This window comes from Halopseudomonas formosensis (assembly GCF_900115905.1).
Classification (GTDB): domain Bacteria; phylum Pseudomonadota; class Gammaproteobacteria; order Pseudomonadales; family Pseudomonadaceae; genus Halopseudomonas; species Halopseudomonas formosensis.
This window is the reverse complement of sequence record NZ_FOYD01000002.1, coordinates 1-22,963: the sequence shown is the minus strand read 5'-3', so window position 1 is coordinate 22,963 and position 22,963 is coordinate 1. Positions and strand designations below refer to the sequence as shown.

The 22,963-nt window shown below is 61.6% G+C and carries 18 protein-coding genes and 3 tRNA genes; 16 read left to right on the top strand and 5 right to left on the bottom strand.

All coding sequences use genetic code 11. The annotated features are described in order from the left end of the window. Positions 1-71: 71 nt before the first annotated feature. The 5 genes from hrpA (at position 72) to BM046_RS03185 (ending at position 8,797) form a co-directional block, all read left to right on the top strand. Positions 72-3,968 carry an ATP-dependent RNA helicase HrpA gene (gene hrpA, locus BM046_RS03205; RefSeq protein ID WP_090536943.1) on the top strand — a complete coding sequence of 1,299 codons (3,897 nt, stop codon included), beginning with the start codon at positions 72-74 and terminating at the stop codon, positions 3,966-3,968. Between the two features lie 287 nt (positions 3,969-4,255). Further along, positions 4,256-5,380: a beta-ketoacyl-ACP synthase III gene (locus BM046_RS03200; RefSeq protein ID WP_090536941.1), complete on the top strand. Its 1,125-nt coding sequence runs from the start codon at positions 4,256-4,258 to the stop codon at positions 5,378-5,380. Positions 5,381-5,648: 268 nt separating this feature from the next. Continuing rightward, complete coding sequence (locus tag BM046_RS03195; RefSeq protein WP_090536939.1) at positions 5,649-6,701, top strand: porin; 1,053 nt, start codon at positions 5,649-5,651, stop codon at positions 6,699-6,701. Positions 6,702-6,853: 152 nt separating this feature from the next. Then, positions 6,854-7,540 (top strand): DUF2057 family protein, encoded by a 687-nt coding sequence (locus BM046_RS03190; protein WP_090536937.1) that lies wholly within the window; start codon positions 6,854-6,856, stop codon positions 7,538-7,540. Between the two features lie 102 nt (positions 7,541-7,642). Beyond that, a complete protein-coding gene (locus BM046_RS03185; protein ID WP_090536934.1) occupies positions 7,643-8,797 on the top strand; it encodes a GNAT family N-acetyltransferase in 1,155 nt (384 codons plus the stop codon). Here BM046_RS03185 and BM046_RS03180 read toward each other — a convergent pair whose 3' ends face one another. Continuing rightward, positions 8,798-9,361 (bottom strand): peptidylprolyl isomerase, encoded by a 564-nt coding sequence (locus BM046_RS03180; protein WP_090536932.1) that lies wholly within the window; start codon positions 9,359-9,361, stop codon positions 8,798-8,800. Between the two features lie 90 nt (positions 9,362-9,451). Next, entirely contained in the window at positions 9,452-10,342 is an 891-nt protein-coding gene (locus tag BM046_RS03175) for a LysR family transcriptional regulator (protein WP_090536930.1), read from the bottom strand. Between the two features lie 56 nt (positions 10,343-10,398). On the opposite strand from BM046_RS03175, the gene BM046_RS03170 reads away from it, so the two are divergent. Beyond that, complete coding sequence (locus BM046_RS03170) at positions 10,399-10,710, top strand: hypothetical protein (RefSeq protein WP_090536928.1); 312 nt, start codon at positions 10,399-10,401, stop codon at positions 10,708-10,710. Positions 10,711-10,761: 51 nt separating this feature from the next. On the opposite strand, the gene BM046_RS03165 is transcribed toward BM046_RS03170, so the two are convergent. Both BM046_RS03165 and BM046_RS03160 read right to left on the bottom strand, forming a co-directional pair. Then, positions 10,762-10,837: transfer RNA gene (locus tag BM046_RS03165), tRNA-Asn, on the bottom strand. Between the two features lie 81 nt (positions 10,838-10,918). Beyond that, a complete protein-coding gene (locus BM046_RS03160; RefSeq protein WP_090537711.1) occupies positions 10,919-12,124 on the bottom strand; it encodes an amino acid aminotransferase in 1,206 nt (401 codons plus the stop codon). A gap of 170 nt (positions 12,125-12,294) precedes the next feature. Here BM046_RS03160 and uvrB point away from each other — a divergent pair, with 170 nt between their 5' ends. The 10 genes from uvrB (at position 12,295) to BM046_RS03110 (ending at position 21,906) form a co-directional block, all read left to right on the top strand. After that, complete coding sequence (uvrB, locus tag BM046_RS03155; RefSeq protein ID WP_090536926.1) at positions 12,295-14,310, top strand: excinuclease ABC subunit UvrB; 2,016 nt, start codon at positions 12,295-12,297, stop codon at positions 14,308-14,310. 115 nt (positions 14,311-14,425) lie between these two features. Then, a tRNA-Val gene (locus tag BM046_RS03150) sits at positions 14,426-14,502 on the top strand. A gap of 105 nt (positions 14,503-14,607) precedes the next feature. Further along, positions 14,608-16,533: a threonine--tRNA ligase gene (thrS, locus tag BM046_RS03145; protein WP_090536924.1), complete on the top strand. Its 1,926-nt coding sequence runs from the start codon at positions 14,608-14,610 to the stop codon at positions 16,531-16,533. Continuing rightward, positions 16,530-17,081: a translation initiation factor IF-3 gene (infC, locus tag BM046_RS03140; RefSeq protein ID WP_177197793.1), complete on the top strand. Its 552-nt coding sequence runs from the start codon at positions 16,530-16,532 to the stop codon at positions 17,079-17,081. The genes thrS and infC overlap by 4 nt, the downstream gene beginning before the upstream one ends. A gap of 60 nt (positions 17,082-17,141) precedes the next feature. Continuing rightward, on the top strand, positions 17,142-17,336 hold the full coding sequence (rpmI, locus tag BM046_RS03135) for a 50S ribosomal protein L35 (RefSeq protein ID WP_090536921.1): 195 nt from the start codon (positions 17,142-17,144) through the stop codon (positions 17,334-17,336). A 21-nt stretch (positions 17,337-17,357) separates the two neighbouring features. Further along, entirely contained in the window at positions 17,358-17,714 is a 357-nt protein-coding gene (rplT, locus tag BM046_RS03130) for a 50S ribosomal protein L20 (RefSeq protein WP_080050768.1), read from the top strand. A gap of 102 nt (positions 17,715-17,816) precedes the next feature. Then, entirely contained in the window at positions 17,817-18,833 is a 1,017-nt protein-coding gene (gene pheS / locus BM046_RS03125) for a phenylalanine--tRNA ligase subunit alpha (protein WP_090536920.1), read from the top strand. Positions 18,834-18,871: 38 nt separating this feature from the next. Next, positions 18,872-21,253, top strand: coding sequence for a phenylalanine--tRNA ligase subunit beta (gene pheT, locus BM046_RS03120; protein ID WP_090536918.1), 2,382 nt, complete (start codon positions 18,872-18,874; stop codon positions 21,251-21,253). Between the two features lie 10 nt (positions 21,254-21,263). Then, on the top strand, positions 21,264-21,569 hold the full coding sequence (gene ihfA / locus BM046_RS03115; RefSeq protein WP_090536916.1) for an integration host factor subunit alpha: 306 nt from the start codon (positions 21,264-21,266) through the stop codon (positions 21,567-21,569). Then, positions 21,547-21,906 carry a MerR family transcriptional regulator gene (locus tag BM046_RS03110; protein WP_090536914.1) on the top strand — a complete coding sequence of 120 codons (360 nt, stop codon included), beginning with the start codon at positions 21,547-21,549 and terminating at the stop codon, positions 21,904-21,906. Before ihfA ends, BM046_RS03110 begins: the two co-directional genes overlap by 23 nt. A 132-nt stretch (positions 21,907-22,038) precedes the next feature. Here BM046_RS03110 and BM046_RS03105 read toward each other — a convergent pair. Continuing rightward, positions 22,039-22,115: transfer RNA gene (locus BM046_RS03105), tRNA-Pro, on the bottom strand. Between the last annotated feature and the right edge of the window lie 848 nt (positions 22,116-22,963).

Sequence of the window (22,963 nt, the reverse complement as noted above, 5' to 3'; positions counted from 1 at the left end):
ACTCACCTTGTGGGGTTTGGAGATCGCTCCCTGCCGCGAGCAATGAACCTTCTGACTTCTGACGGGAAAGCATGACCGATCTCAGTACTTTCGCCTCTCAACTTGACGCCGCCATGTCTGCGGACCGCCATCGCCTGCTGCGCCAGCTGCAGAGCCTTGGCAAGAATCCCGACAGGGGCCGTCTGGAGCAGTGGCAGAGTCGTCTGGCGGCGTCCTGTGCGCGGGCGGCCAGCCGGGCAGCCAGTGTGCCGCCGTTGCGCTATGACGACAGTCTGCCGATTGCTGCCAAACGGGAGGAAATCCGCCAGGCGATTGCCGAGCATCAGGTGGTGGTGATCGCCGGAGCCACCGGCTCCGGCAAGACCACCCAGTTGCCGAAGATCTGTCTGGAGCTGGGTCGCGGCAGCCATGGGCTGATCGGGCATACCCAGCCCCGTCGACTGGCAGCGCGCAACGTCGCCAGTCGGGTGGCCGAGGAGCTGGGTACGCCGCTGGGCGAGCTGGTCGGCTATCAGGTGCGTTTCACCGATCAGAGCAACGAGCGCACGCTGATCAAGCTGATGACCGACGGCATCCTGCTGGCGGAAACCCAGAACGATCGGTACCTGAGCCGCTATGACACCCTGATCATCGACGAGGCCCATGAGCGCAGTCTGAACATCGATTTCCTGCTCGGTTACCTCAAGACCATCCTGCCCAGGCGCCCGGACCTCAAGGTCATCATCACCTCGGCGACCATCGACCTGGAGCGTTTTTCCGCGCACTTCAATCAGGCGCCGATCATCGAGGTATCCGGCCGTACCTACCCGGTGGACGTCTGGTACCGCCCGCTGGCCGCCGAGACCGATGAGGACGGTAACCGGGTTGAAGAAGACCTGACCATAGATCAGGGCATTCTCGCGGCCCTGCGCGAGCTGGAGCAGCATGAGCGCGCCAACGGCCAGCCGCCGGGCGATGCGCTGGTGTTTCTGCCCGGCGAGCGTGAGATCCGTGATACCGCCGAATTCCTGCGCAGGGCCAACCTCAGACACACCGAGATACTGCCGCTCTATGCACGGCTGTCGGTGGCCGAACAGCAGAAGATCTTTTCCCGCCATGCGGGTCGGCGGGTGATTCTCTCGACCAACGTGGCGGAAACCTCACTCACGGTGCCGGGTATCGTCTACGTGATTGATCCGGGCGAGGTGCGCATCAGCCGCTACAGTCCGCGCTCCAAGGTGCAGCGGCTGCCCATCGAGCCGGTTTCCCGGGCCAGTGCCGATCAGCGCAAGGGCCGCTGTGGGCGGGTGGCGCCGGGTATCTGCGTGCGGCTGTACAGCGAAGAGGACTTCAACAGCCGCCCGGCCTTTACCGACCCGGAGATACTGCGTACCAACCTCGCGGCGGTGATACTGCAGATGCTGCATCTGCGCCTGGGGCGCATCGAGGATTTCCCCTTTATCGAGCCGCCGGACGGGCGTGCCATCAGTGACGGTTTCAATCTGCTGCAGGAGCTGGGTGCAGTCGAGCGGGACGGCAAGATCACCGAGGTGGGTCGCCAGCTGGCACGGCTGCCGGTGGACCCGCGCATCGGCCGCATGCTGATCGAGGCGGCGGAGCAGGGCAGCCTCGAGGAGGTGCTGATCATTGCCAGTGCGCTGGCGGTGCAGGACCCGCGTGAGCGGCCGGTGGAGCGCCAGCAGGCCGCTGATCAGGCCCATGCCCAGTGGCGCGACGAGCATTCGGATTTTGCCGCCTTCATCAATCTCTGGCGTGGTTTCGAGGAGCAGCGCCAGCAGCTGAGCCAGAATCAGCTGCGCGCCTGGTGCCGACGCCACTTTCTCAACTATTTGCGCCTGCGCGAATGGCGGGAAACCCATCGCCAGTTGCTGTTGACCTGCCGCGATCTGCAGATGACCTTCAACAGCCAGCCCGCCGGCTATGATGCCGTGCACCGCGCGTTGCTGGCCGGCCTGCTCAGCCATCTGGGCAACAAGACCGAGGATGGCGACTACATGGGCGCGCGGCAGCGGCGCTTTCTGCTGCACCCGTCATCGGCGCTGGCGAAGAAGCGTCCGGCCTGGGTCATGGTGGCCGAGCTCACCGAAACCACCCGGCTTTACGGTCGCATCGCGGCGCGCATCGAGCCCCAGTGGGTCGAGCCGCTGGCTGCACACCTGACCCGTACCAGCCACAGCGAGCCCCATTGGGAGAAACGCCGTGGGCAGGTGGTGGCCTATGAGCAGGTAACCCTGTTCGGGCTGATCATAGTGCCCAGGCGCAAGGTGCATTACGGTCCGATCGATCCTGTGGTGTCCCGGCAGATCTTCATCCGTCAGGCGCTGGTGGCCGGGGAATGGCATGGGCGGGCCGCCTTCAACCGGGCCAATCAGACGCTGCTGGAGGAACTCGATCAACTTGAAGCCAAGGCCCGTCGGCGGGACATCCTGGTGGATGAGGAAACCCTGTATCGCTACTTCGATCAGCGTGTCCCGGACAATATCCACCAGTTGGCCGGCTTCGAACGCTGGCTCAAGCGCGCCAGCCAGCAGGAGCCGAAGCTGCTGCACATGACCCGGGACGACCTGCTGCAGCGCGAGGCCGATGAGGTCAGTGCCCAGCAGTATCCGGACACCCTGCGCTGGGAGCGGATTGCCCTGCCGCTGAGCTACCATTTCGAGCCCGGGCACGAGGCCGATGGGGTGACCCTGACGGTGCCGCTGGCGTTGCTGCGTCAGCTGCCGGAGCAGCGTCTGGAGTGGCTGGTGCCGGGGCTGCTGTATGACAAGTGCGTGGCGCTGGTACGCGGGTTGCCCAAGTCGATACGCAAGAATTTCGTACCGGTGCCTGATTTCGTCAGCGCGGCGCTGGAGCGCATGTCCTTTGGTGAAGGACGGCTGACCCAGGCGCTGAGTCGCGAGCTGACCCGCATGACCGGCGTGCGCCTGGATGAGGACAGCTGGGACCAGGTCAGCCTGGAAGATCACCTGCTGATGCGCATCCGGGTGGTCGACGAGGACGGCCGTGAACTGGCCAGCGGCAGGGACTACGGCGCGCTGTGCCAGCGCATGGCCGGTCAGCTCAGTGAGCAACGGGTCAATGCTCCGGTAGCGGCGGCACCCGAGAAGGCTTCCGCCGAGGCAGGCCAGGCCCCGTTACCGGCCAAGGTGAGTCGGCGCCAGGCTGGCATCGATGTGGATTTCTGGCCGGCCTGGGTGGAGCAGGGCGAGGCGGTCGTTGAGCAGCTGTTCGACAACCCTCTGCAGGCCGCGCAGGCGCACAGGCACGGGGTTCAGCGCCTGCTGCTGCAGCGCCTGCCGGAGCAGGTCAAGTATCTGCGGCAGAAACTGACGACCGCGAAGGAAGCGGCGATCTACTACCGGGATCTCGGCACTCAGCAGCAGCTGACCGAGGATCTGCTGCTGGCCGCGATCGACCGTGCCTGTCTGGCACCGGGCAGTGCCCTGCCGCGCAGTCCGCAGGAGCTGGAATCCTGTGCCGCCCGGGGTCGCGCTGAGCTGATACCGGTGGCGGAAAAGCTGGGAGCCCGGGTGCTGGAGATTATGAAGCTCTGGCACGGCCTGCAGAAGCGTTTCAAGGGGCGTATCGACCTGAGCCATGCGATTGCCATGAACGACGTTCGCACGCAGCTGGACAATCTGGTGTTCCGCGGGTTCGTGCGCGAGGTGCCGGCCCAGTGGCTGGACCAGTATCCCCGCTACTTCAATGCCATTGCCCAGCGCCTGGACAAGCTGCCGGGGCAGGTGCAGCGCGACCGGGTCTGGACCGATGAGTTGCAGGGTTTCTGGCAGCAGTACCAGTCCCTCAGCCAGCGTTACCGGGTGGAGGGGCGTGAGGATGAACGCCTGGATCAGTGGCGCTGGATGCTGGAGGAGTACCGGGTATCCCTGTTCGCGCAACAGCTGGGAACGCGCATGCCGGTATCCGACAAGCGACTGAAGAAACACTGGCAGGAGATCACCGGCTGAGGTGGCCGGCAACGGAGCCCGGGCTGCGGCAATCGGCAGATGGACAGGAGCCGTGTCCCCGCCGGCCGATGGATTCAGCCGGGATATTGCATGACAGCTGCATGATGGGGCGCTGATGTGGCAAAATGACCCGAAATGGCGCGACCCGGGTGATGATTTTGACTCAGGCCGTCGAAGATCATTTTCCATTTATACCGTCCTGGATGCGCAGTCGGACTCCCGGAGAGTCCCCTGCAAGGCCGCGCATTGCTGACACCTGAACAGATTGAATCCAGAGAGGCCCGACCGTGCATAAAGTAGTCATCAGTGGCACAGGTTTGTACACCCCCCCGAACAGCATCAGTAACGACGAGCTGGTGGCCAGCTTCAATGCCTGGGCGGAACGTTTCAACGCGGAGAATGCTGCCGCCATTGCCGCCGGGGAGATGGAGCCGGCACCGCTGTCCAGCAGCGAGTTCATTGAAAAGGCCTCCGGTATCAAGAGCCGGCATGTCACTGACAAGCAGGGCATTCTGGATGTTGATCGTATGGTGCCCTACATCCCGGAACGCAGTAATGACGAGTGGTCGATTCTGTGCGAGATGTCGGTCAAGGCTGCCGAGGAAGCGCTGCAACGTGCCGGGCGTACTGCCGCGGATATCGACGGTGTCATCGTGGCCTGTTCCAATCTGCAGCGGGCCTATCCTGCAGTGGCCATTGAAGTGCAGGCGGCGCTGGGCATCCAGGGCTTCGGCTTCGACATGAACGTGGCCTGTTCCTCGGCGACCTTCGGCATCCAGAATGCGGTGAACAGCATCAGCACCGGTCAGGCCCGGGCGATCCTTATGGTCAACCCGGAAATCTGCACCGGGCACATGAACTTCCGTGACCGCGACAGCCACTTCATCTTCGGTGATGCCTGCACTGCCGTGATCCTGGAGCGGGCAGATCAGGCCACCTCGCCCTATCAGTACGAGATTCTGGGCACCCGGCTGCTGACCCAGTTCTCCAACAATATCCGCAACAACTTCGGCTTTCTCAACCGTGCCGATGAGTCGGGTATCGGCAAGCCGGACAAGCTCTTTGTCCAGGAAGGGCGCAAGGTGTTCCGCGAGGTCTGTCCCATGGTGGCCGAGCTGATCGCCGAGCAGCTGCAACAGCTGGACATTCCGGTGACCGAGGTCAGCCGTTTCTGGCTGCACCAGGCCAACCTGAACATGAACATGCTGATTGCCCGCAAGCTGCTGGGACGTGATCCGGACCTGCAGAAGGAGGCGCCTGTGGTGCTGGATGAGTACGCCAATACCAGTTCCGCCGGCTCGATCATTGCCTTCCACAAGTTCCAGGATGATCTGCCTGCAGGCAGTCTGGGCGTCATCTGCTCCTTCGGCGCCGGCTACTCGATCGGCAGCGTGGTCGTTCGCAAGCGCTGAGCCCCCGCACAGGAACCCGCCATGGCAACCATGGCGGGTTCGGCGTTTCCTTCCTGCCGCAACCGCAACCGCAACCGCAACCGCAACCGCACGTCTCGCCGCCGCTGCTTATATCTTCGAATTTTGAAAAGTTCCCCTGTCTTCAAATCTTCATATAACAGCAAGCCCGCTGTCATATGCGCTTTCCATAATCGCTCCCGTCGAAACAAAACGACGACGTCAACGCCCGACAGGACGACGTCATACATACCCGAAGGAGCTTTTCACGATGAAAAAGAAGTTGATTGCGATTGCTGTTGGTGCTGCGGCTGTCATGCCGGCTCTGGCGCTGGCTGATGTGAGCATCTATGGTCGTGCCCACGTGTCCGTGGATTTCCTGGACGACGGTGCCGACTACTCCGAAACCAACCTGTCCAGCAACTCCTCCCGTATCGGTTTCAAGGGCGATCATGAAATCAACCCCAGCCTGAAGGCCTTCTTCCAGATCGAGCAGGAAATCAACTTCGCCACCGGCAGCAACGGCTCCAACAGCTTTGCTACCCGCGACACCTTTGTCGGCCTGAAGGGTGACTTCGGTGCCGTGCAGATGGGTCGCTTTGACAGCCCGTTCAAGAAAGCCCGTGGCCCGGCCAACCTGTTCGGTGATCAGGTGGGCGATATGCGCAACCTGGCGCGTACCGGCAACGCCCGTTTTGACGAGCGTTACGACAATACCCTGCAGTACACCACCCCGAGCTTCGGTGGTTTCAATCTGGCGGTAGCCTACTCGGTCTATGCGGGACAGTCCGCGGTTGAAGATCAGGATGCCGATGCGTTCAGCACCTCGCTGAACTATGCCGCCGGCCCCTTTGCTGCCTCGCTGGCCTACGAAAAGGTTGAAGAGGAAGCCGATAGCCGTGGCGAGCGTGACGCCGTTCGCGCCGCAGCATCCTACAACCTGACCGACGCCTTCAAGATGGTCGGCTTCTATCAGACCACAGAGTATGACGGTGTTGTCGATACTACCGATGCGGTGCGCGATCTGAACACCACCGACACCTACGGTCTGGGTGGCGAGTTCAAGCTCACTGATGCCACTGCACTGAAAGCCATGTGGATGACCCTGGATTCGGATGCCGACAATGCCGATGCGGATATGTGGGTTCTGGGTGTGGAGCACAAGCTGGACAAGGCCGTTCGGGTCTACGCCAACTACGCTGTCGTGGACAACGATGACGGTCGCAGCCTGACTCCCTGGGGGCAGGGCCGCTCTGCCACGCCCAGTGGTGCCGCAGGTGAGAAAGCCTCCGCCCTGTCGGTGGGTCTGCGCTACGACTTCTGAGTCGGTAGTGGGTACAGGGAGGTATCCGGCCGGGTTGTTCCTTCGGGCAACCCGGTTTTTTGTCATCTGAATGACATGAATCCTTCTTATCCTTGTTTCCAGGTTGTAACCGATCCGGTTCATATCCCGCCCATTCATGCCAAGGAGTTTTCATGCGTAGCCTGTTTGTTCTTGCACTGTCCTGTCTGCTGGTTGCCTGTGCGCAGCAATCCCATGTGCAGCTGTACCCCGGCTCAGCCAAACAGCAGAGTCAGGTGCTGACGGTGGTGGTGCCCTACGAGCTGGAAGTGCAGAGCATCAACGGTGAGCAGGTACCGGCAGCCAACGCCCTGTTCGGCACCCAGGACAAGACCCTGCATCTGCAGCCCGGCCAGTACCGCATCAATGCCTTCTACAAGAACGTATTTGATGTGGATGGCGGTCTGAGTCATGAGGTGGTGCGGGGGCGCTCTGCGGTATACAGCATTGATGGCAAGTCGGGTGAGACCTGGAAGCTGGAGTTCGAGCGTCCGGCCAACCTGGCCGAGGCCCGCCTGCTGCAGGACGAGTTCATCAGCTGGGCGGTCAATACCCGTACCGGTGAACGAGTGGAAGCCGAGCGCGGTCAGCGCAACAGCTCGCTGCTCAGTTCGCTGATGGGGGCAGGTGCGGCAGACGCCGCGAGCACGGTCGCCCCGCTGAATGCCGCTGCGCACCCCAGTCCGCAGGCCAGCCTCGACGCCAGCGATCAGGCCGAGGAAACCCTGCCGCATAACGATGCGACCCTGACCACCCTCAAGCAGCTGTGGCGCCTGATGAGCCCCGCGAGCCGGGAAGCCTTCCTCGACTGGGCCAGATAAGCCGGTCGGTATCTGTCTGTTGCTCCTTCAGCCCCCGCTTGCGGGGGCTTTTTCATGTCTGTGGTGCGATACTCTCGGCTGCATGCCAAGGGGGAGGGGCGGATGAGCACACTGAGTCTGGAACGCCTGGACAGTATTTCGCAGATAGCTGCCGAGCAGTGGGACAGCCTGATCCCCTCTGGCTACCCCTTTCTGCGTCACGGCTTTCTTCAGGCGCTGGAGGCAAGCGGGTCTGTCTGCGCTGCCACCGGGTGGCAGCCTGCGCACAGGGTGGTGCGCGCTGATGGCAGGCTGGCGGGCCTGATGCCGCTGTATCTGAAGAGCCATTCCTACGGCGAGTATGTGTTCGACTTCCAGTGGGCCGACGCCTGGGAGCGGGCAGGGCGGCGCTACTATCCCAAGGCGCTGTCGGCGGTTCCCTTTTCGCCGGTGCAGGGCCCGCGTTTGCTGGCGCAAGATGCACAGGTGGCCGGATGTCTGCTCGATGACCTGGACCTGGAACTGCACGAGGGGCAGGTGTCCGGCCTGCATCTGCTGTTCAACGATGGGCGCGAGGATGCCTGGCTGGCGGAGCGGGGCTGGCTGCTGCGCCTGGGCTGCCAGTTCCACTGGCTCAATCGGGGTTACCGGTGTTTCGATGATTTTCTCGCGGCGTGCAACTCGCGCAAACGCAAGAACTTCCGCCGGGAGCGCGAACGCATTCTTGGGGCGGGCATCGAGTTCCAGTGGCTGGCCGGGCAAGAGATAACACCGGCGGACTGGGAGCGCTTCTATCCCTTCTACGCTGCCACCTATCTCAAGCGCGGCCGGCGTCCCTATCTGACACCGGAATTCTTTCCGTTGCTGGGCGCGGGTGTGGCTGAATCAGTGCGTCTGGTATTTGCCCGTCACTGGGGGCGGGATGTGGCCGGTGCCTTGTTTCTGGTGGGGGATGACTGTCTTTACGGGCGCTACTGGGGCTGTCTGGAGGAGTATGACAGTCTGCATTTCGAGACCTGTTTCTATCAGGGAATGGAGCGCTGCATTGCCGAAGGGCTGCAGCGCTTCGATGCTGGCGCCCAGGGAGAGCACAAGCTGCTGCGGGGATTCGAGCCCGTGCTGACCCGGTCATGGCACAGACTGCAGCCGGGCTTGCATGAGGCGGTAGCGGATTATCTGCAGCAGGAAAGGGAAGGGGTACGGGAATATCAGCAGGATGCCATGGCCTATCTGCCGTACCGCAGGGCCGAGCAGGGCCCTGCGGCAGGCATCAGCTGATCAGTCGTCGCTTGTAACCCGCTTGACACTGTTGATGGTGACCGGGTTGACCGGCACGTCGCTGTGCCCTGCCTGCCGGCCGGTGGGTACCTTGCCGATGGTCTCGACCACGTGCTCGCCGCTGACCACCTTGCCGAACACGGCGTAGCCGAAGTCACGGGCGCCGTGGTTGAGGAAGTCGTTGTTGGCCAGGTTGATGAAGAACTGACTGGTGGCGCTGTCGCGCACCTGGGTGCGGGCCATGGCAATGGTGTAGCGATCATTCTTCAGGCCGTTATCGGCTTCGTTCCTGATCGGCTGGCCGACGGGGCGCTGGCGCATGTTGCTGTCAAAGCCGCCGCCCTGGATCATGAAGCCGGGAATCACCCGGTGGAAGATCAGGCCATCATAGTGCCCGGCATCGGTGTAGCGCAGGAAGTTCTCCACGGTGATGGGCGCCGCCTCGGCATCCAGCTCGATTTCGATATCACCATGGCTGGTGCTCAGCAGGACGCGGGGGTTGTCGGCCAGGGCAGCGCTGGCGAGCAGGGCGAGGACGCAGGTTCCGATGATTCTTTTCAGCATTCAGGACTCCGGACAGATGGGTGTACGTTGGTGTTGTTCGGCGAGTGTAAGCACAAGCGCGGCGGGGCTCAACGCCCTGCGCAGGCAATGTCAGTCTGATTGCGAATGGCTGATGATCAGATCGGCGAGAATGCGCGCGGCCGGGCCCAGGGGCCTGTCCTTGCGGGCGTACAGGTAGATGGGCGCGGCACGCTCACTGCCCTGGGCCAGTGGCAGTACGGCCAGAGTGCCCTGTTCCAGCTGGGCGGCAATGTCGTGACGGGGCAGCCAGGCGAAGCCGAGGCCGCGTGATACCAGCTTGGCAGCGGTAGAGAGGCTGGTAACCGTCCAGCGTTGCTCTGCGCCCAGCCAGCCTTCGTCCCGGGGCTGGCGCCGGCCCGAATCGCGAATGACCACCTGCAGATGGCCTTCCAGATCCTGATGGCTGAGAGTTCGCCTGAGCTGGTGCAGGGGGTGCTGGGGATGGGCCACGGCCAGGAACTGCAGCGTACCCAGTTGCTGCGGCAGGTACCCGGCGATGCCGATGCTGGAAATGGCCAGATCGGCGCTGCCGCTGTGCAGCTGTTCCTCGACACCGGACAGTACCTCCTCACGCAACTGCACCCGGCAGCCCTTGCTCTGGGGAATGAAAGCTTCCAGGGCGCAGGACAGATGCTCGGTGGGGTAGGCGGCATCGACCACCAGCTGAACCTCGGCCTCCCAGCCCTGGTCCATATTTCTTGCCAGCTCTTCCAGTTGCTGAGCCTGCTGCACAAGGTGCCGGGAGCGGCGCAGCAGGGCAGCGCCGGCGTCTGTCAGCACCGCGCGACGCCCGACGATTTCCAGCAGGGGAACGCCCAGCTGCTCCTGCATGCGGGCCACGGTATAGCTGACGGAGGACTGGGAACGATGCAGTGCCGCTGCCGCCTGGGCAAAGCCGCCATGGTCGACTACCGCCTGCAGGGTTCGCCATTGATCCAGTGTGACCCGGGGTGCTTTCATCCGAATGACCTTCGGTCTATGTTGATGTTTCAGTTTCCTGATGAAGGTGAGACTCAATGTATCAAGTTTTTCTGGCTTTCGGCATGGCCCTGGCCCTGGCACTGCCCGCCTGGGCCTTCCCGGTCGATGTGCAGATTCAACCTGCGGAGTTCGATATTGCTGTCGGGACTGTGGATCAGGCCAATATGGCGGCGGTGCTGATGACCAGCCGGGAGTCCGCTGTTCTGGACTGTCGGGTCGCCTTCGTCAACGGGCCGGAGCGCCCGGTGCCGCGGCACATTACCCTGCACCCGGGCAAGCAGGAGGTGGTCAGTCAGTTCTTCCGCCGGGCCATCAACCGGGTGCGGATCACCATCGACTGCGAATGATCGGCGCATACGAAAAAGCCCGGCATCCGTGAGGATGTCGGGCTTCGTGTTTGGCTCCGCGACCTGGACTCGAACCAGGGACCCAATGATTAACAGTCATTTGCTCTACCGACTGAGCTATCGCGGAATCGATGTGCGCACTTTACCAAAAAAACTTTTCAAGTCAACACCTTGAGAGGCATTTTAGTGAAAATGCGCAGCCTCGCTTTCAGGCCTCCAGCATGACTTTGGCCATGGCATTGGCCACAGTGTCGATATTGCTGTTATTGAGCGCGGCGACGCAGATGCGACCGCTGCCCACGGCGTAGATGGCAAATTCTTCGGCAAGGCGGCTGACCTGCTCGCGGCTCAGACCGGAGTAGGAGAACATGCCGCGCTGCTGCTCGATGAAGCTGACATCCTGCTGCACGCCGGCGGCGCGCAGTTTCTCCGCCAGGGCGCTGCGCATCTGCTTGATGCGGATGCGCATTTCAGCCAGCTCTTCCACCCACATGGCATACAGCTCGGGGTTGTTCAGCACGGCTGCGACAACCTTGGCGCCGTGGGTCGGCGGGTTGGAATAGTTGGTGCGGATCACCCGCTTGAGCTGGGACAGTACCCGCTCACCTTCCTCGGCGGTACCCGTGATGAAGGTCAGCGCGCCGACCCGCTCCCCATACAGGGAGAAGGACTTGGAGAAGGAGCTGGAGATGACGCAGGGCAGGCCGGACTCGGCGAACAGGCGTACCGCCACGGCATCGTCTTCCAGGTTGTCACCGAAGCCCTGATAGGCGATATCCAGGAAGGGCACATGGCCGCGCTCGCGGATGACCTCGATGACCTGCTTCCACTGCTCGACGTTCAGATCGACCCCGGTGGGGTTGTGGCAGCAGGCATGCAGCAGCACCACGCTGCCTTCGGGAAGGGCCTTGATGCCGTCGAGCATGCCCTGCAGGTTCAGGCCATGAGTCGCCGGATCGTAATAGGGGTAGGTCACCACTTCGTAGCCGGCGGTTTCGAACAGCGCCCGATGGTTTTCCCAGCTGGGGTCGCTGATGGCTACCAGCCGCTTGCCGGCCAGGCGGTAGAGAAAGTCTGCACCGAGCTTGAGTGCGCCGGTACCACCCAGCGACTGGGCCGTGACCAGACGGCCGGAACTCAGCAGCGGCGAGTCTGCGCCGAGCAGCAGTTTCTGCACAGCCTGATCGTAGGGCGCCAGACCCTCCATCGGCAGGTAGGTGCGCGGTGCGCCCTCGGCCACCCGGGCCGCTTCTGCTGCCTGAACAGCGCGCAGCAGGGGGACCTTGCCATTCTCGTCGTAATAGACGCCAACACCCAGATTGACTTTTTCTGCGCGCGGATCGGCATTGAACGCCTCGTTGAGGCCAAGAATGGGATCGCGGGGCGCCATTTCAACGGGGGAAAACAGACTCATGATATGGGCAGACTCGAAACAGGTGAATGAAGTTGTCGGGCTGTGCCGCAGGCGGCCGGACATTATAAACAGAGAGAGGGGGCGGGTGCGAGTCCGGTGGTCCTGCATTTGGGCGGGATTGCGGTGCTATGATGGAGGCTGTTCTTCTGACCCGTGGTACTTTCCCTGTCATGACACATTTCAAGCTGCAAACCCGTTTCAAGCCGGCCGGCGATCAGCCGGTGGCCATTGCGCAACTGGTGGAGGGCCTGGAGGCCGGCCTGTCTCACCAGACGCTGCTCGGGGTGACGGGGTCAGGGAAGACCTTCACCATTGCCAACGTCATCCAGCAGGTCCAGCGTCCGACCATAGTGATGGCGCCCAACAAGACCCTGGCGGCGCAGCTGTATGGCGAGTTCCGCGAATTCTTCCCGAACAATGCCGTGGAGTACTTCGTTTCCTATTACGACTACTACCAGCCTGAAGCCTATGTGCCGGCATCGGATACCTTCATCGAGAAGGATGCCTCGATCAACGATCACATCGAGCAGATGCGCCTGTCGGCGACCAAGGCCCTCATGGAGCGGCCGGACGCCATCATAGTGGCCACGGTGTCGGCCATCTACGGCCTGGGTGACCCCGAGTCCTACCTGCGCATGGTGCTCCACGTGGACCGGGGTGATCAGCTGGATCAGCGCGCGCTGTTGCGTCGTCTGGCCGAGCTGCAGTACACCCGCAACGACATGGAGCTGGCGCGGGCCACCTACCGGGTGCGGGGGGATGTGATCGATGTGTTCCCTGCGGAATCCGATCTGGAGGCAATCCGTATCGAGCTGTTTGACGACACGGTGGAAACCATCAGCTTCTTTGATCCGCTCACAGGTGAGGTTTTACGCAAGGTTCCTCGCGTAACTATCTATCCCAAATCACATTATGTGACTCCCAGGGAGAAGCTGCTGGAGGCGGTTGAGGAGATCAAGGTCGAGCTCAGGGAGCGGCTTGAGGTGCTTCACAGCCAGAACAAGCTGGTCGAGGCGCAGCGGCTTGAGCAGCGTACCCGCTTCGATATGGAGATGATCATGGAGCTGGGTTACTGCAATGGCATCGAAAACTACTCCCGTTACCTGTCCGGGCGCCCGGAGGGCGAGCCGCCGCCGACCCTGTTCGATTACCTGCCGGCCAACGCGCTGCTGGTGATAGACGAATCCCACGTCTCCGTGCCCCAGGTGGGTGCCATGTACAAGGGCGACCGATCGCGCAAGGAGACCCTGGTCGAGTATGGCTTCCGTCTGCCCTCTGCGCTGGATAACCGCCCGATGCGTTTCGATGAGTGGGAGGCGATTTCTCCGCAGACCATCTTCGTCTCCGCCACCCCGGGACCCTATGAGGAGGCGCATGCGGGCCGCGTGGTTGAGCAGGTGGTCAGGCCCACCGGGTTGGTGGATCCGGAAATCGAAGTGCGCCCGGCCACTACCCAGGTGGATGATCTGCTGTCCGAGGTGGGGCTGCGCACCGCGCGTAACGAGCGCGTACTGGTGACGACCCTGACCAAGCGCATGGCCGAGGATCTGACCGACTACCTTGCCGACCACGGGGTCAAGGTGCGCTATCTGCATTCCGATATCGATACCGTCGAGCGGGTGGAGATCATCCGCGATCTGCGCATGGGGGTGTTCGACGTGCTGGTCGGCATTAACTTGTTGCGCGAAGGTCTTGATATGCCTGAAGTTTCCCTCGTCGCGATTCTCGATGCGGACAAGGAAGGCTTCCTCCGATCAGAGCGCTCGCTGATCCAGACCATCGGCCGCGCGGCGCGAAACCTGAACGGCAAGGCCATCCTCTATGCGGATCGGATCACCGGTTCCATGGAGCGGGCCATCGGCGAGACCGAGCGCCGGCGGGCCAGGCAGATCGCTTTCAACGAGGAGCATGGCATTACGCCCAAGGGTGTGGTCAAGAGCGTGCAGGACATCCTTGAGGGTGCGGTGGTTCCCGGCAGCCGGAACAACAAGCGGCGCGCTGCCAAGGTGGCCGAGGAGGGCGCGGGTTACCAGGCCGACAAGCTGCGTTCACCTGCCGAGATCACCAAGCGCATACGCCAGCTGGAGGAGAAGATGTACCAGCATGCCCGGGATCTGGAGTTCGAGGCGGCGGCCCAGATGCGCGACGAGATACAGCAGTTGCGCGAGCGACTGGTCAATCTGTGAACAGCTCGGGAAGAGGCTCTGGGACGGCTCTCTGCAGTACCGATCTTTTTGCAGATATTCAGTGACTTAGGGGTTGACGCCCTCCGGGTGGGTGCGTATAGTTCGCCTCCATCGCAGGCACGTAGCTCAGTTGGTTAGAGCACCACCTTGACATGGTGGGGGTCGTTGGTTCGAATCCAATCGTGCCTACCAGATACAAAGCCCGACCACCTGTGGTTGGGCTTTTTTGTTTCTATCATTTCTGTATTCCATCACGTGGCCTTGCGTAGCGGTCACCACTGAGAAAGGAGCGACACCATGCCTGTAATCACTCTCCCCGACGGCAGTCAGCGCACATTTGATACCCCGGTCACCGTGTATCAGGTGGCGCAATCCATTGGTGCCGGTCTGGCCAAGGCAACAGTCGCCGGCAAGATCGACGGTCGCCTGGTTGATGCCTGCGATCTGATCGAGCAGGACGCCAGCCTGCAGATCATCACGCCGCGGGACGAGGAAGGTCTGGAGATCATCCGTCACTCCTGTGCTCACCTGGTGGGTCATGCTGTCAAGCAGCTGTACCCGACTGCCAAGATGGTCATCGGTCCGGTGATCGAAGAAGGCTTCTATTACGATATCGCCTTCGAACGTCCCTTCACCCCCGAGGACATGGCCGCCATCGAGAAGCGCATGCGCGAGCTGATCGATACCGAATATGACGTCATCAAGAAGATGACGCCCCGCGACGAGGTGATCCGCGTGTTCACCGAGCGTGGCGAGGAATACAAGCTGCGTCTGATCGAGGACATGCCCGACGAGAAGGCCATGGGGCTCTACTACCACGAGGAATACGTGGACATGTGCCGCGGTCCGCACGTGCCCAACACCCGCTTCCTCAAGGCATTCCAGCTGACTCGCATCTCCGGCGCCTACTGGCGCGGCGACGCAAAGAACGAACAGCTGCAGCGCATCTATGGCACCGCCTGGGCTGACAAGAAGCAGCTGGCAGCCTACATCAAGCGGATCGAAGAGGCCGAAAAGCGCGACCACCGCAAGCTCGGCAAGCGTCTGAACCTGTTCCACACACAGGAAGAGGCGCCGGGCATGGTGTTCTGGCACCCCAACGGCTGGACTGTCTACCAGGTGCTCGAGCAGTACATGCGCAAGGTGCAGAAGGACAGCGGCTACAAGGAAATCCGTACGCCGCAGGTCGTTGACCGTGTGCTGTGGGAGCGTTCCGGTCACTGGGAGCATTACTCGGCGAACATGTTCACTACCGAGTCGGAGAGCCGCGACTACGCGGTCAAGCCGATGAACTGTCCGTGCCACATCCAGGTCTTCAACCAGGGGCTCAAGAGCTACCGTGATCTGCCGCTGCGCCTGGCCGAATTCGGTTCCTGCCATCGCAACGAACCCTCCGGTTCGCTGCACGGTCTGATGCGGGTTCGCGGCTTCACCCAGGACGATGCGCACATCTTCTGTACCGATGAGCAGGTCAAGACCGAGGCGGCCAACTTCATTGCCCTCACTCTGCAGGTCTACCGCGATTTCGGCTTCGATGATGTCGAGCTGAAGCTCTCGACCCGTCCTGAAGATCGCATGGGTGATGATGCCGACTGGGATCAGGCCGAGCGCGGTCTGGAAGAGGCGCTGAACGAGGCCGGTCTGAAGTGGGAGCTGCAGCCGGGTGAGGGCGCCTTTTACGGGCCCAAGATCGAGTTCTCCCTGCGCGACTGTCTGGGCCGGGTGTGGCAGTGCGGCACCCTGCAGCTGGACTTCATGCTGCCGGGTCGTCTGGATGCCCAGTATGTGGCCGAGGACGGCACCCGCAAGACGCCGGTGATGCTGCACCGGGCGATCCTCGGCTCCTTCGAACGCTTCATCGGCATTCTCATCGAGCACTACGCCGGTGACTTCCCGGCCTGGCTGGCGCCGACCCAGGTGGCGGTGCTGAATATCACCGACAACCAGGCCGAGTTCTGTCGGAAAGTCGAGAAATCGCTCAATGAAATGGGCTATCGCGCCGTCGCGGACTTGAGAAACGAGAAGATCGGCTTTAAAATCCGCGAGCATACTTTGCACAAGACTCCCTACTTGCTGGTAATCGGGGATAGGGAAGTCGAATCGCACACTGTGGCCGTGCGCACGCGGGAGGGTAAAGATCTGGGTACGATGAGCATTGCCGAGTTCTCCGAGTTCCTCGCCCGCGCCGTCGCACAACGAGGCCGCCCGAATTCGGAGCAATAAAGATTAAACGCGAGATGAGACAAGACAAAAGAGCCGCACAACGCCCGCCGATCAACGAAAACATCACGGCGCGTGAAGTTCGCCTGATTGGCCCCGAAGGTGAACAGATCGGTATCGTCTCCATTCAGGAAGCGCTGGCCGCCGCCGAGGAGGCCAGGCTCGACCTGGTTGAAATCTCCCCCGATGCAGAGCCGCCTGTATGCCGAGTCATGGACTACGGCAAGCATATCTTCGAGAAGAAGAAGCAGCAGGCTGCCGCCCGGAAGAATCAGAAACAGATTCAAATCAAGGAAATCAAGTTTCGTCCAGGGACGGAAGAAGGGGACTATAAGGTCAAGCTTCGCAACCTTATCAAGTTCCTCAGCGAGGGTGACAAAGCCAAGGTATCCCTGCGATTCCGCGGCCGGGAAATGGCCCATCAGGAGCTGGGCATGGAGCTGTTGAAGCGGGTCGAAGCCGACCTCGCCGAATACGGCACCGTTGAACAGCACCCGAAAATGGAAGGTCGTCAGTTGATGATGGTCCTTGCACCCAAGAAGAAAAAGTAATCTCCAGGGCAACGCCAGGCCTTGTGATTATCTTATCCACTCTATTTGGAGTACATGAACATGGCAAAGATGAAGACCAAAAGTGGTGCCGCCAAGCGCTTCAAAGTGACTGGCAGTGGCATCAAGCACAAGCACGCTTTCAAAAGCCACATCCTGACCAAGATGACCACCAAGCGTAAGCGCCAACTGCGTGGCACTTCTCAGCTCAATGCTGCAGACGTCCAGAAAGTTGAACGCATGCTGCGTCTCCGTTAATCAAGGTTGAGGATCTAGAGAATGGCTCGTGTTAAGCGTGGTGTAATGGCGCGCAAGCGTCACAAGAAGATTCTGAAACTCGCCAAAGGTTACTACGGTGCACGTTCGCGTGTATTCCGGGTTGCCAAGCAGGCGGTCATCAAGGCTGGTCAGTATGCCTACCGTGACCGCAAGCAGCGCAAGCGTCAGTTCCGTGCTCTGTGGATTGCCCGTATCAACGCTGGTGCCCGTCAGAATGGTCTGTCCTACAGCCGTCTGATTGCCGGCCTGAAAAAGGCTTCCATCGAAATCGACCGTAAGGTTCTGGCCGATCTGGCCGTGAACGAAAAAGCGGCGTTTACTGCGATTGTCGAAAAAGCAAAGGCTAGCCTGGCTTAAGCCCTCGTTACGACAATCACCGGCGCTTGCGCCGGTTGGCAACGTCATTAATAGGGGAAGAGCCTTGCAGCTCTTCCCCTATTTTTGTTTCTGGAGTGTTAAATGGAAAACCTGGACGCGCTAGTTTCCCAGGCCCTGGAAGCCGTAAAGCAGGCGGCAGATGTCAACGCACTGGAGCAGTTGCGCGTCCAGTACCTTGGCAAGAAGGGCGAACTTACTCAGGTAATGAAGACCCTGGGCAACATTCCCGCTGAAGAGCGGCCCAGAGTCGGCGCCATGGTCAACGAGGCCAAGGAGCGCGTGCAAGGCGAGTTGAATGCTCGCAAGAGCGACATGGAAGCGGCGGCACTCAACGCCAGGCTGGCGGCCGAGCGGGTGGACGTGACCCTGCCGGGCCGTGGCCAGACCAGCGGTGGTCTGCACCCGGTGACCCGTACCATGGAGCGCATCGAAGAATTCTTTTCCCGCGTCGGCTATGCCGTGGCGGAAGGCCCCGAGGTCGAGGACGACTACCACAACTTCGAGGCACTCAACATCCCCGGCCACCATCCGGCCCGGGCGATGCATGATACCTTCTATTTCAATGCCAACACCCTGCTGCGTACCCACACCTCACCGGTGCAGGTGCGTACCATGGAAAGCCAGAAGCCGCCGATCCGCATCGTCTGCCCCGGTCGTGTCTATCGCTGCGACTCGGACCTGACCCACTCGCCGATGTTCCATCAGGTAGAGGGGCTGCTGGTCGACCGGGAGGTCAGCTTTGCCGACCTCAAGGGCACCATCGCCGAGTTCCTGCAGGTGTTCTTCGAGAAGGACCTGCAGGTGCGCTTCCGCCCCTCGTTCTTCCCCTTCACCGAGCCGTCCGCCGAGGTGGATATCCAGTGCGTGATGTGCAACGGCTGCGGTTGCCGGGTGTGCAAGCAGACCGGCTGGCTCGAGGTCATGGGCTGCGGCATGGTGCACCCCAACGTGTTCCGCTCCTCGGGAATCGACCCGGAGCAGTATCAGGGCTTTGCCTTCGGCATGGGCGTGGAGCGCCTGGCGATGCTGCGCTATGGCGTCAATGATCTGCGCCTGTTCTTCGACAACGATCTGCGTTTTCTTGCGCAGTTCCGCTGAACGCCGTAACCGCAACCCTTTTGAAGCAGGAATGAAACATGAAATTCAGTGAACAGTGGCTGCGCAGCTGGGTGAATCCGGAAGTAACCCGGGACGAGCTGGTGGCGCGCCTGTCCATGACCGGCCTCGAGGTCGACAGTGTCAGCCCGGTTGCCGGCGAGTTCAGCGGCGTGGTGGTTGGCGAGATCCTCAGCGCCGAGCAGCATCCCGATGCGGACAAGCTGCGGGTCTGCCGGGTGAGCAATGGCTCCGAGGAGTTCCAGGTGGTCTGTGGTGCACCCAACGCCCGCGCCGGGATTCGCGTGCCCTTTGCCATGGTTGGCGCCGTGCTGGGCGAGGACTTCAAGATCAAGAAGGCCAAGCTGCGTGGCGTGGAATCCTTCGGCATGCTGTGCTCGGCTGCCGAACTGCAGCTGTCGGATGACCACGATGGTCTGTTCGAGCTGCCGGCGGATGCGCCGGTCGGCCAGTGCCTGCGCCAATACCTGGGTCTGGATGACGCCATCATCGAGGTCGACCTGACGCCCAACCGGGGTGACTGTCTGTCGATCGCCGGTCTGGCCCGGGAAGTCGGGGCCAACTACGGTGCGCCGGTCAGCCGTCCCGCCATCGAAGCCGTGGCACCTGTGCATGATGAGGTTCGCCCGGTCGAGCTGCTGGCGCCCCAGGCCTGCTCCCGCTTTGTCGGTCGGGTCATTCGCAATGTCGACCTGAGCCGCCCGACGCCCCTGTGGATGGTCGAGCGCCTGCGTCGCAGTGACATCCGCAGCATCGACCCGGTGGTGGATATCACCAACTATGTGATGCTCGAACTCGGTCAACCGCTGCACGCCTACGATCTGGCGGAAATCCGCGGTGGCATCCGTGTGCGTCTGGCCGAGGAGGGTGAGAAGCTGACTCTGCTGGATGGCCAGGAAATCGCCCTGCGCAACGATACGCTGGTTATCGCGGATCATGAGCGTCCGCTGGGCATGGCCGGCATCATGGGTGGCGAGCACAGCGGCATCAACGAGAACACCACCGACCTGTTCCTGGAAAGTGCCTTCTTCGACCCGATCGCCATTGCCGGCAAGGCCCGTAACTACGGTCTGCACACCGACGCTTCGCACCGCTTCGAACGCGGCGTGGACTGGCAACTGCCGCGTCAGGCCATGGAGCGTCTGACCGCCCTGGTCCTGGAGACCGTGGGTGGTGAACCGGGCCCGGTTATCGAAGCCGTGGCCGAGACCCAGCTGCCGACTCCGGTCAGCATCCGCCTGCGTAACGAGCGTGTCAGTCAGATGCTCGGGCTGCAGATCAGCGAAGAGGAAGTCGAAGGTTACCTGCGTGGCCTGGAGCTCGGGGTGGTTCGTGCCGAGGCGGGGGAGTGGCAGGTGGAAGTGCCCAGCCATCGCTTCGACATTACCCTGGAAATCGATCTGATCGAGGAGCTGGCCCGCCTGTACGGTTACAACCGACTGCCGGTCAGCGCGCCCAGGGCATCGCTGAACCTCAGCGCCAACCCGGAAACCCGGAACGAGCTGCCGGTACTGCGCCGGCTGCTGGTAGCCCGGGGTTATCAGGAGGCGATTACCTACAGTTTCGTCGAGCCCGGCCTCAACCGGCTGTTCGATCCGCAGATCGAGCCCCTGGCATTGGCCAACCCCATCTCCAGCGACATGGCGGTGATGCGCTCCTCCCTGTGGCCGGGTCTGGCCAAGGCGGTACAGCACAACCAGAACCGTCAGCAGGCACGGGTACGGCTGTTCGAAAGCGGGCTGCGCTTTGTGCCCCAGCCCAGCGGTGAGCTGCTGCAGGAGCCGATGCTGGCCGGCATCGCCACTGGCAGCCGGCTGCCCGAGGGGTGGGCCAATGGTGCCGACAAGCTGGACTTCTACGACGTCAAGGGCGATGTGGAAGCGGTGCTGGGGCAGGGCGGTGCGCTGGACAGCTTCCGCTTCGAGGCGGCTGAACATCCCGCCCTGCATCCCGGTCAGAGCGCCCGCATCCTCAGGGATGGCGAGCTGGTTGGCTGGATCGGTGCCCTGCACCCGCAGCTGGTGGACAAGCTGGACCTCAATGGCCCGGTCTTCCTCTTCGAGCTGCGCCTTGCCGGTATCACCGAGGGACGTCTGCCGGCCTTCGCGGAACTCTCGAAGTTCCCAGAAGTCCGACGGGATATCGCCGTGGTGGTGAAGCAGTCCGTTGTCGCCGGCGACCTGCTGCAGCGCATCCGCGACGAGGCTGGGCCGGTGCTGAAAAACCTCAGACTGTTTGACGTTTATCAGGGCAAAGGCATTGATCCGGAAAGCAAAAGTCTGGCGATCGGCTTGACCTTGCAACATTCCTCGCGCACTCTTACTGATGACGAAGTGAACGCCACCATGGAAAGGGTACTGGGTTCACTCGAGCAGGACTTCAATGCCATCTTGAGAAAATAGGAAAGTGCGTATGGGGGCTCTGACAAAAGCAGAAATGGCGGAACATCTCTACGAGGAGCTTGGTTTCAACAAGCGTGAAGCCAAGGAACTGGTGGAACTGTTTTTTGAAGAGATCCGCAACGCGCTGGAAAACAACGAGCAGGTGAAGTTGTCGGGTTTCGGCAACTTCGACCTGCGCGACAAGCGCGAGCGGCCCGGTCGCAATCCCAAGACCGGCGAGGAAATACCCATCACCGCCCGGCGCGTGGTCACCTTCCGCCCCGGTCAGAAACTCAAAGCCCGAGTAGAAGCCTATGCTGGAACCCAGCCACAATAATGAACTGCCGGCTATTCCCGGGAAGCGCTACTTCACCATTGGTGAGGTCAGCGAGCTCTGCGCGGTCAAACCCCACGTGCTGCGCTACTGGGAGCAGGAGTTTCCCCAGCTGTCCCCGGTCAAGCGGCGCGGCAATCGGCGCTACTATCAGCGTCAGGATGTGCTGATGATCCGCCAGATCCGCTCGCTGCTGTACGATCAGGGATTTACCATCGGCGGCGCCCGCCAGCGTCTGGAAGGTGAGGAGGCGAAGGAGGATAACAGCCACTACAAGCAGCTGATCCGCCAGACCATCGCCGAGCTGGAAGAAGTGCTGCAGGTGCTCAAGACCCACTGAGTGTGCATTCGCGGTGAATCCCTCCCGGGTCCCCGCCGCGATTCCCCCCCCCCCCCCGCTGTTTCCGTTTTCTACCCGTTCTGCAGGCATTAAAAAACCCAATCACCTTTCGATGATTGGGTTTTCAGTATTTGGTCGGGACGGAGTGATTCGAACACTCGACCCCTTGCACCCCATGCAAGTGCGCTACCAGGCTGCGCTACGCCCCGACGATGCTTTGCGGTTCCTGCCAAAGCGGGACGAACTATACATTAACTAACTGAAATGTGAAAGTTTTTTTTGCGCCTGGAATTCGCTGCGCATACCGCGCCAGGCGGCAGCCTCCATTGGGTCAGCGTCTTTCGCGTCGCTATACCCGTTTCCACAAGTGCTACGGGTGGAAGGCCATCACGAGGAGGAGTCTGCTCCTGCGCCGAGCTGGTTCTGGAGTTGGGGCTAGACCATGACGACCTGATACAGAAATCTCAACAAGCCATCGCCGCGATAAAGGTGGGCGTTTTTCCCTATCCGATCAAGCCAGTGGTGTTTTCCGAGTTCCTGTAGTTGCTTGGCAGGTGCCGGGCATGGAGCGTCAGCCGGCCGTCGAAAGGTGCTGCGGGGTTACATGCGTGCGACGATATCCAGGTGCCGGCCCGGCACGTTGTGGCGCAGCACGCCGAACGAACTACGCAAACCCGGGTGAGCTTTTCCCCTGACTATAGTTAGCTTGGCAGCGTTTTTGAGCTTCGCAGATTGCTGGAGCAAACGGCGCTGTCGACTTCCCCCAATGCGCTGGGCCCCGGGTAGTTGACCCTGTGTGCCGGTCAGGTTGAGTGGGGTGATGCTGGACATGCTTCCCCATATGTCGGTATACCGGATAGATCGGATAGAAAGCGCAGCCTCTTCACCCGCGCCGCGACGGCCATATCGAACAAAGTGAGTGGCAAGGGGGGGTTGACAAGCCTTCAGAATTCGCTAACATACGCCTCCCTGACACGGCAAGCGAACAGCTTCCGGGTCGATCGCCAGGCGGTTTCGAGGCAACAGAATCGAAACAAAAACGCTTGACAGATCAGGA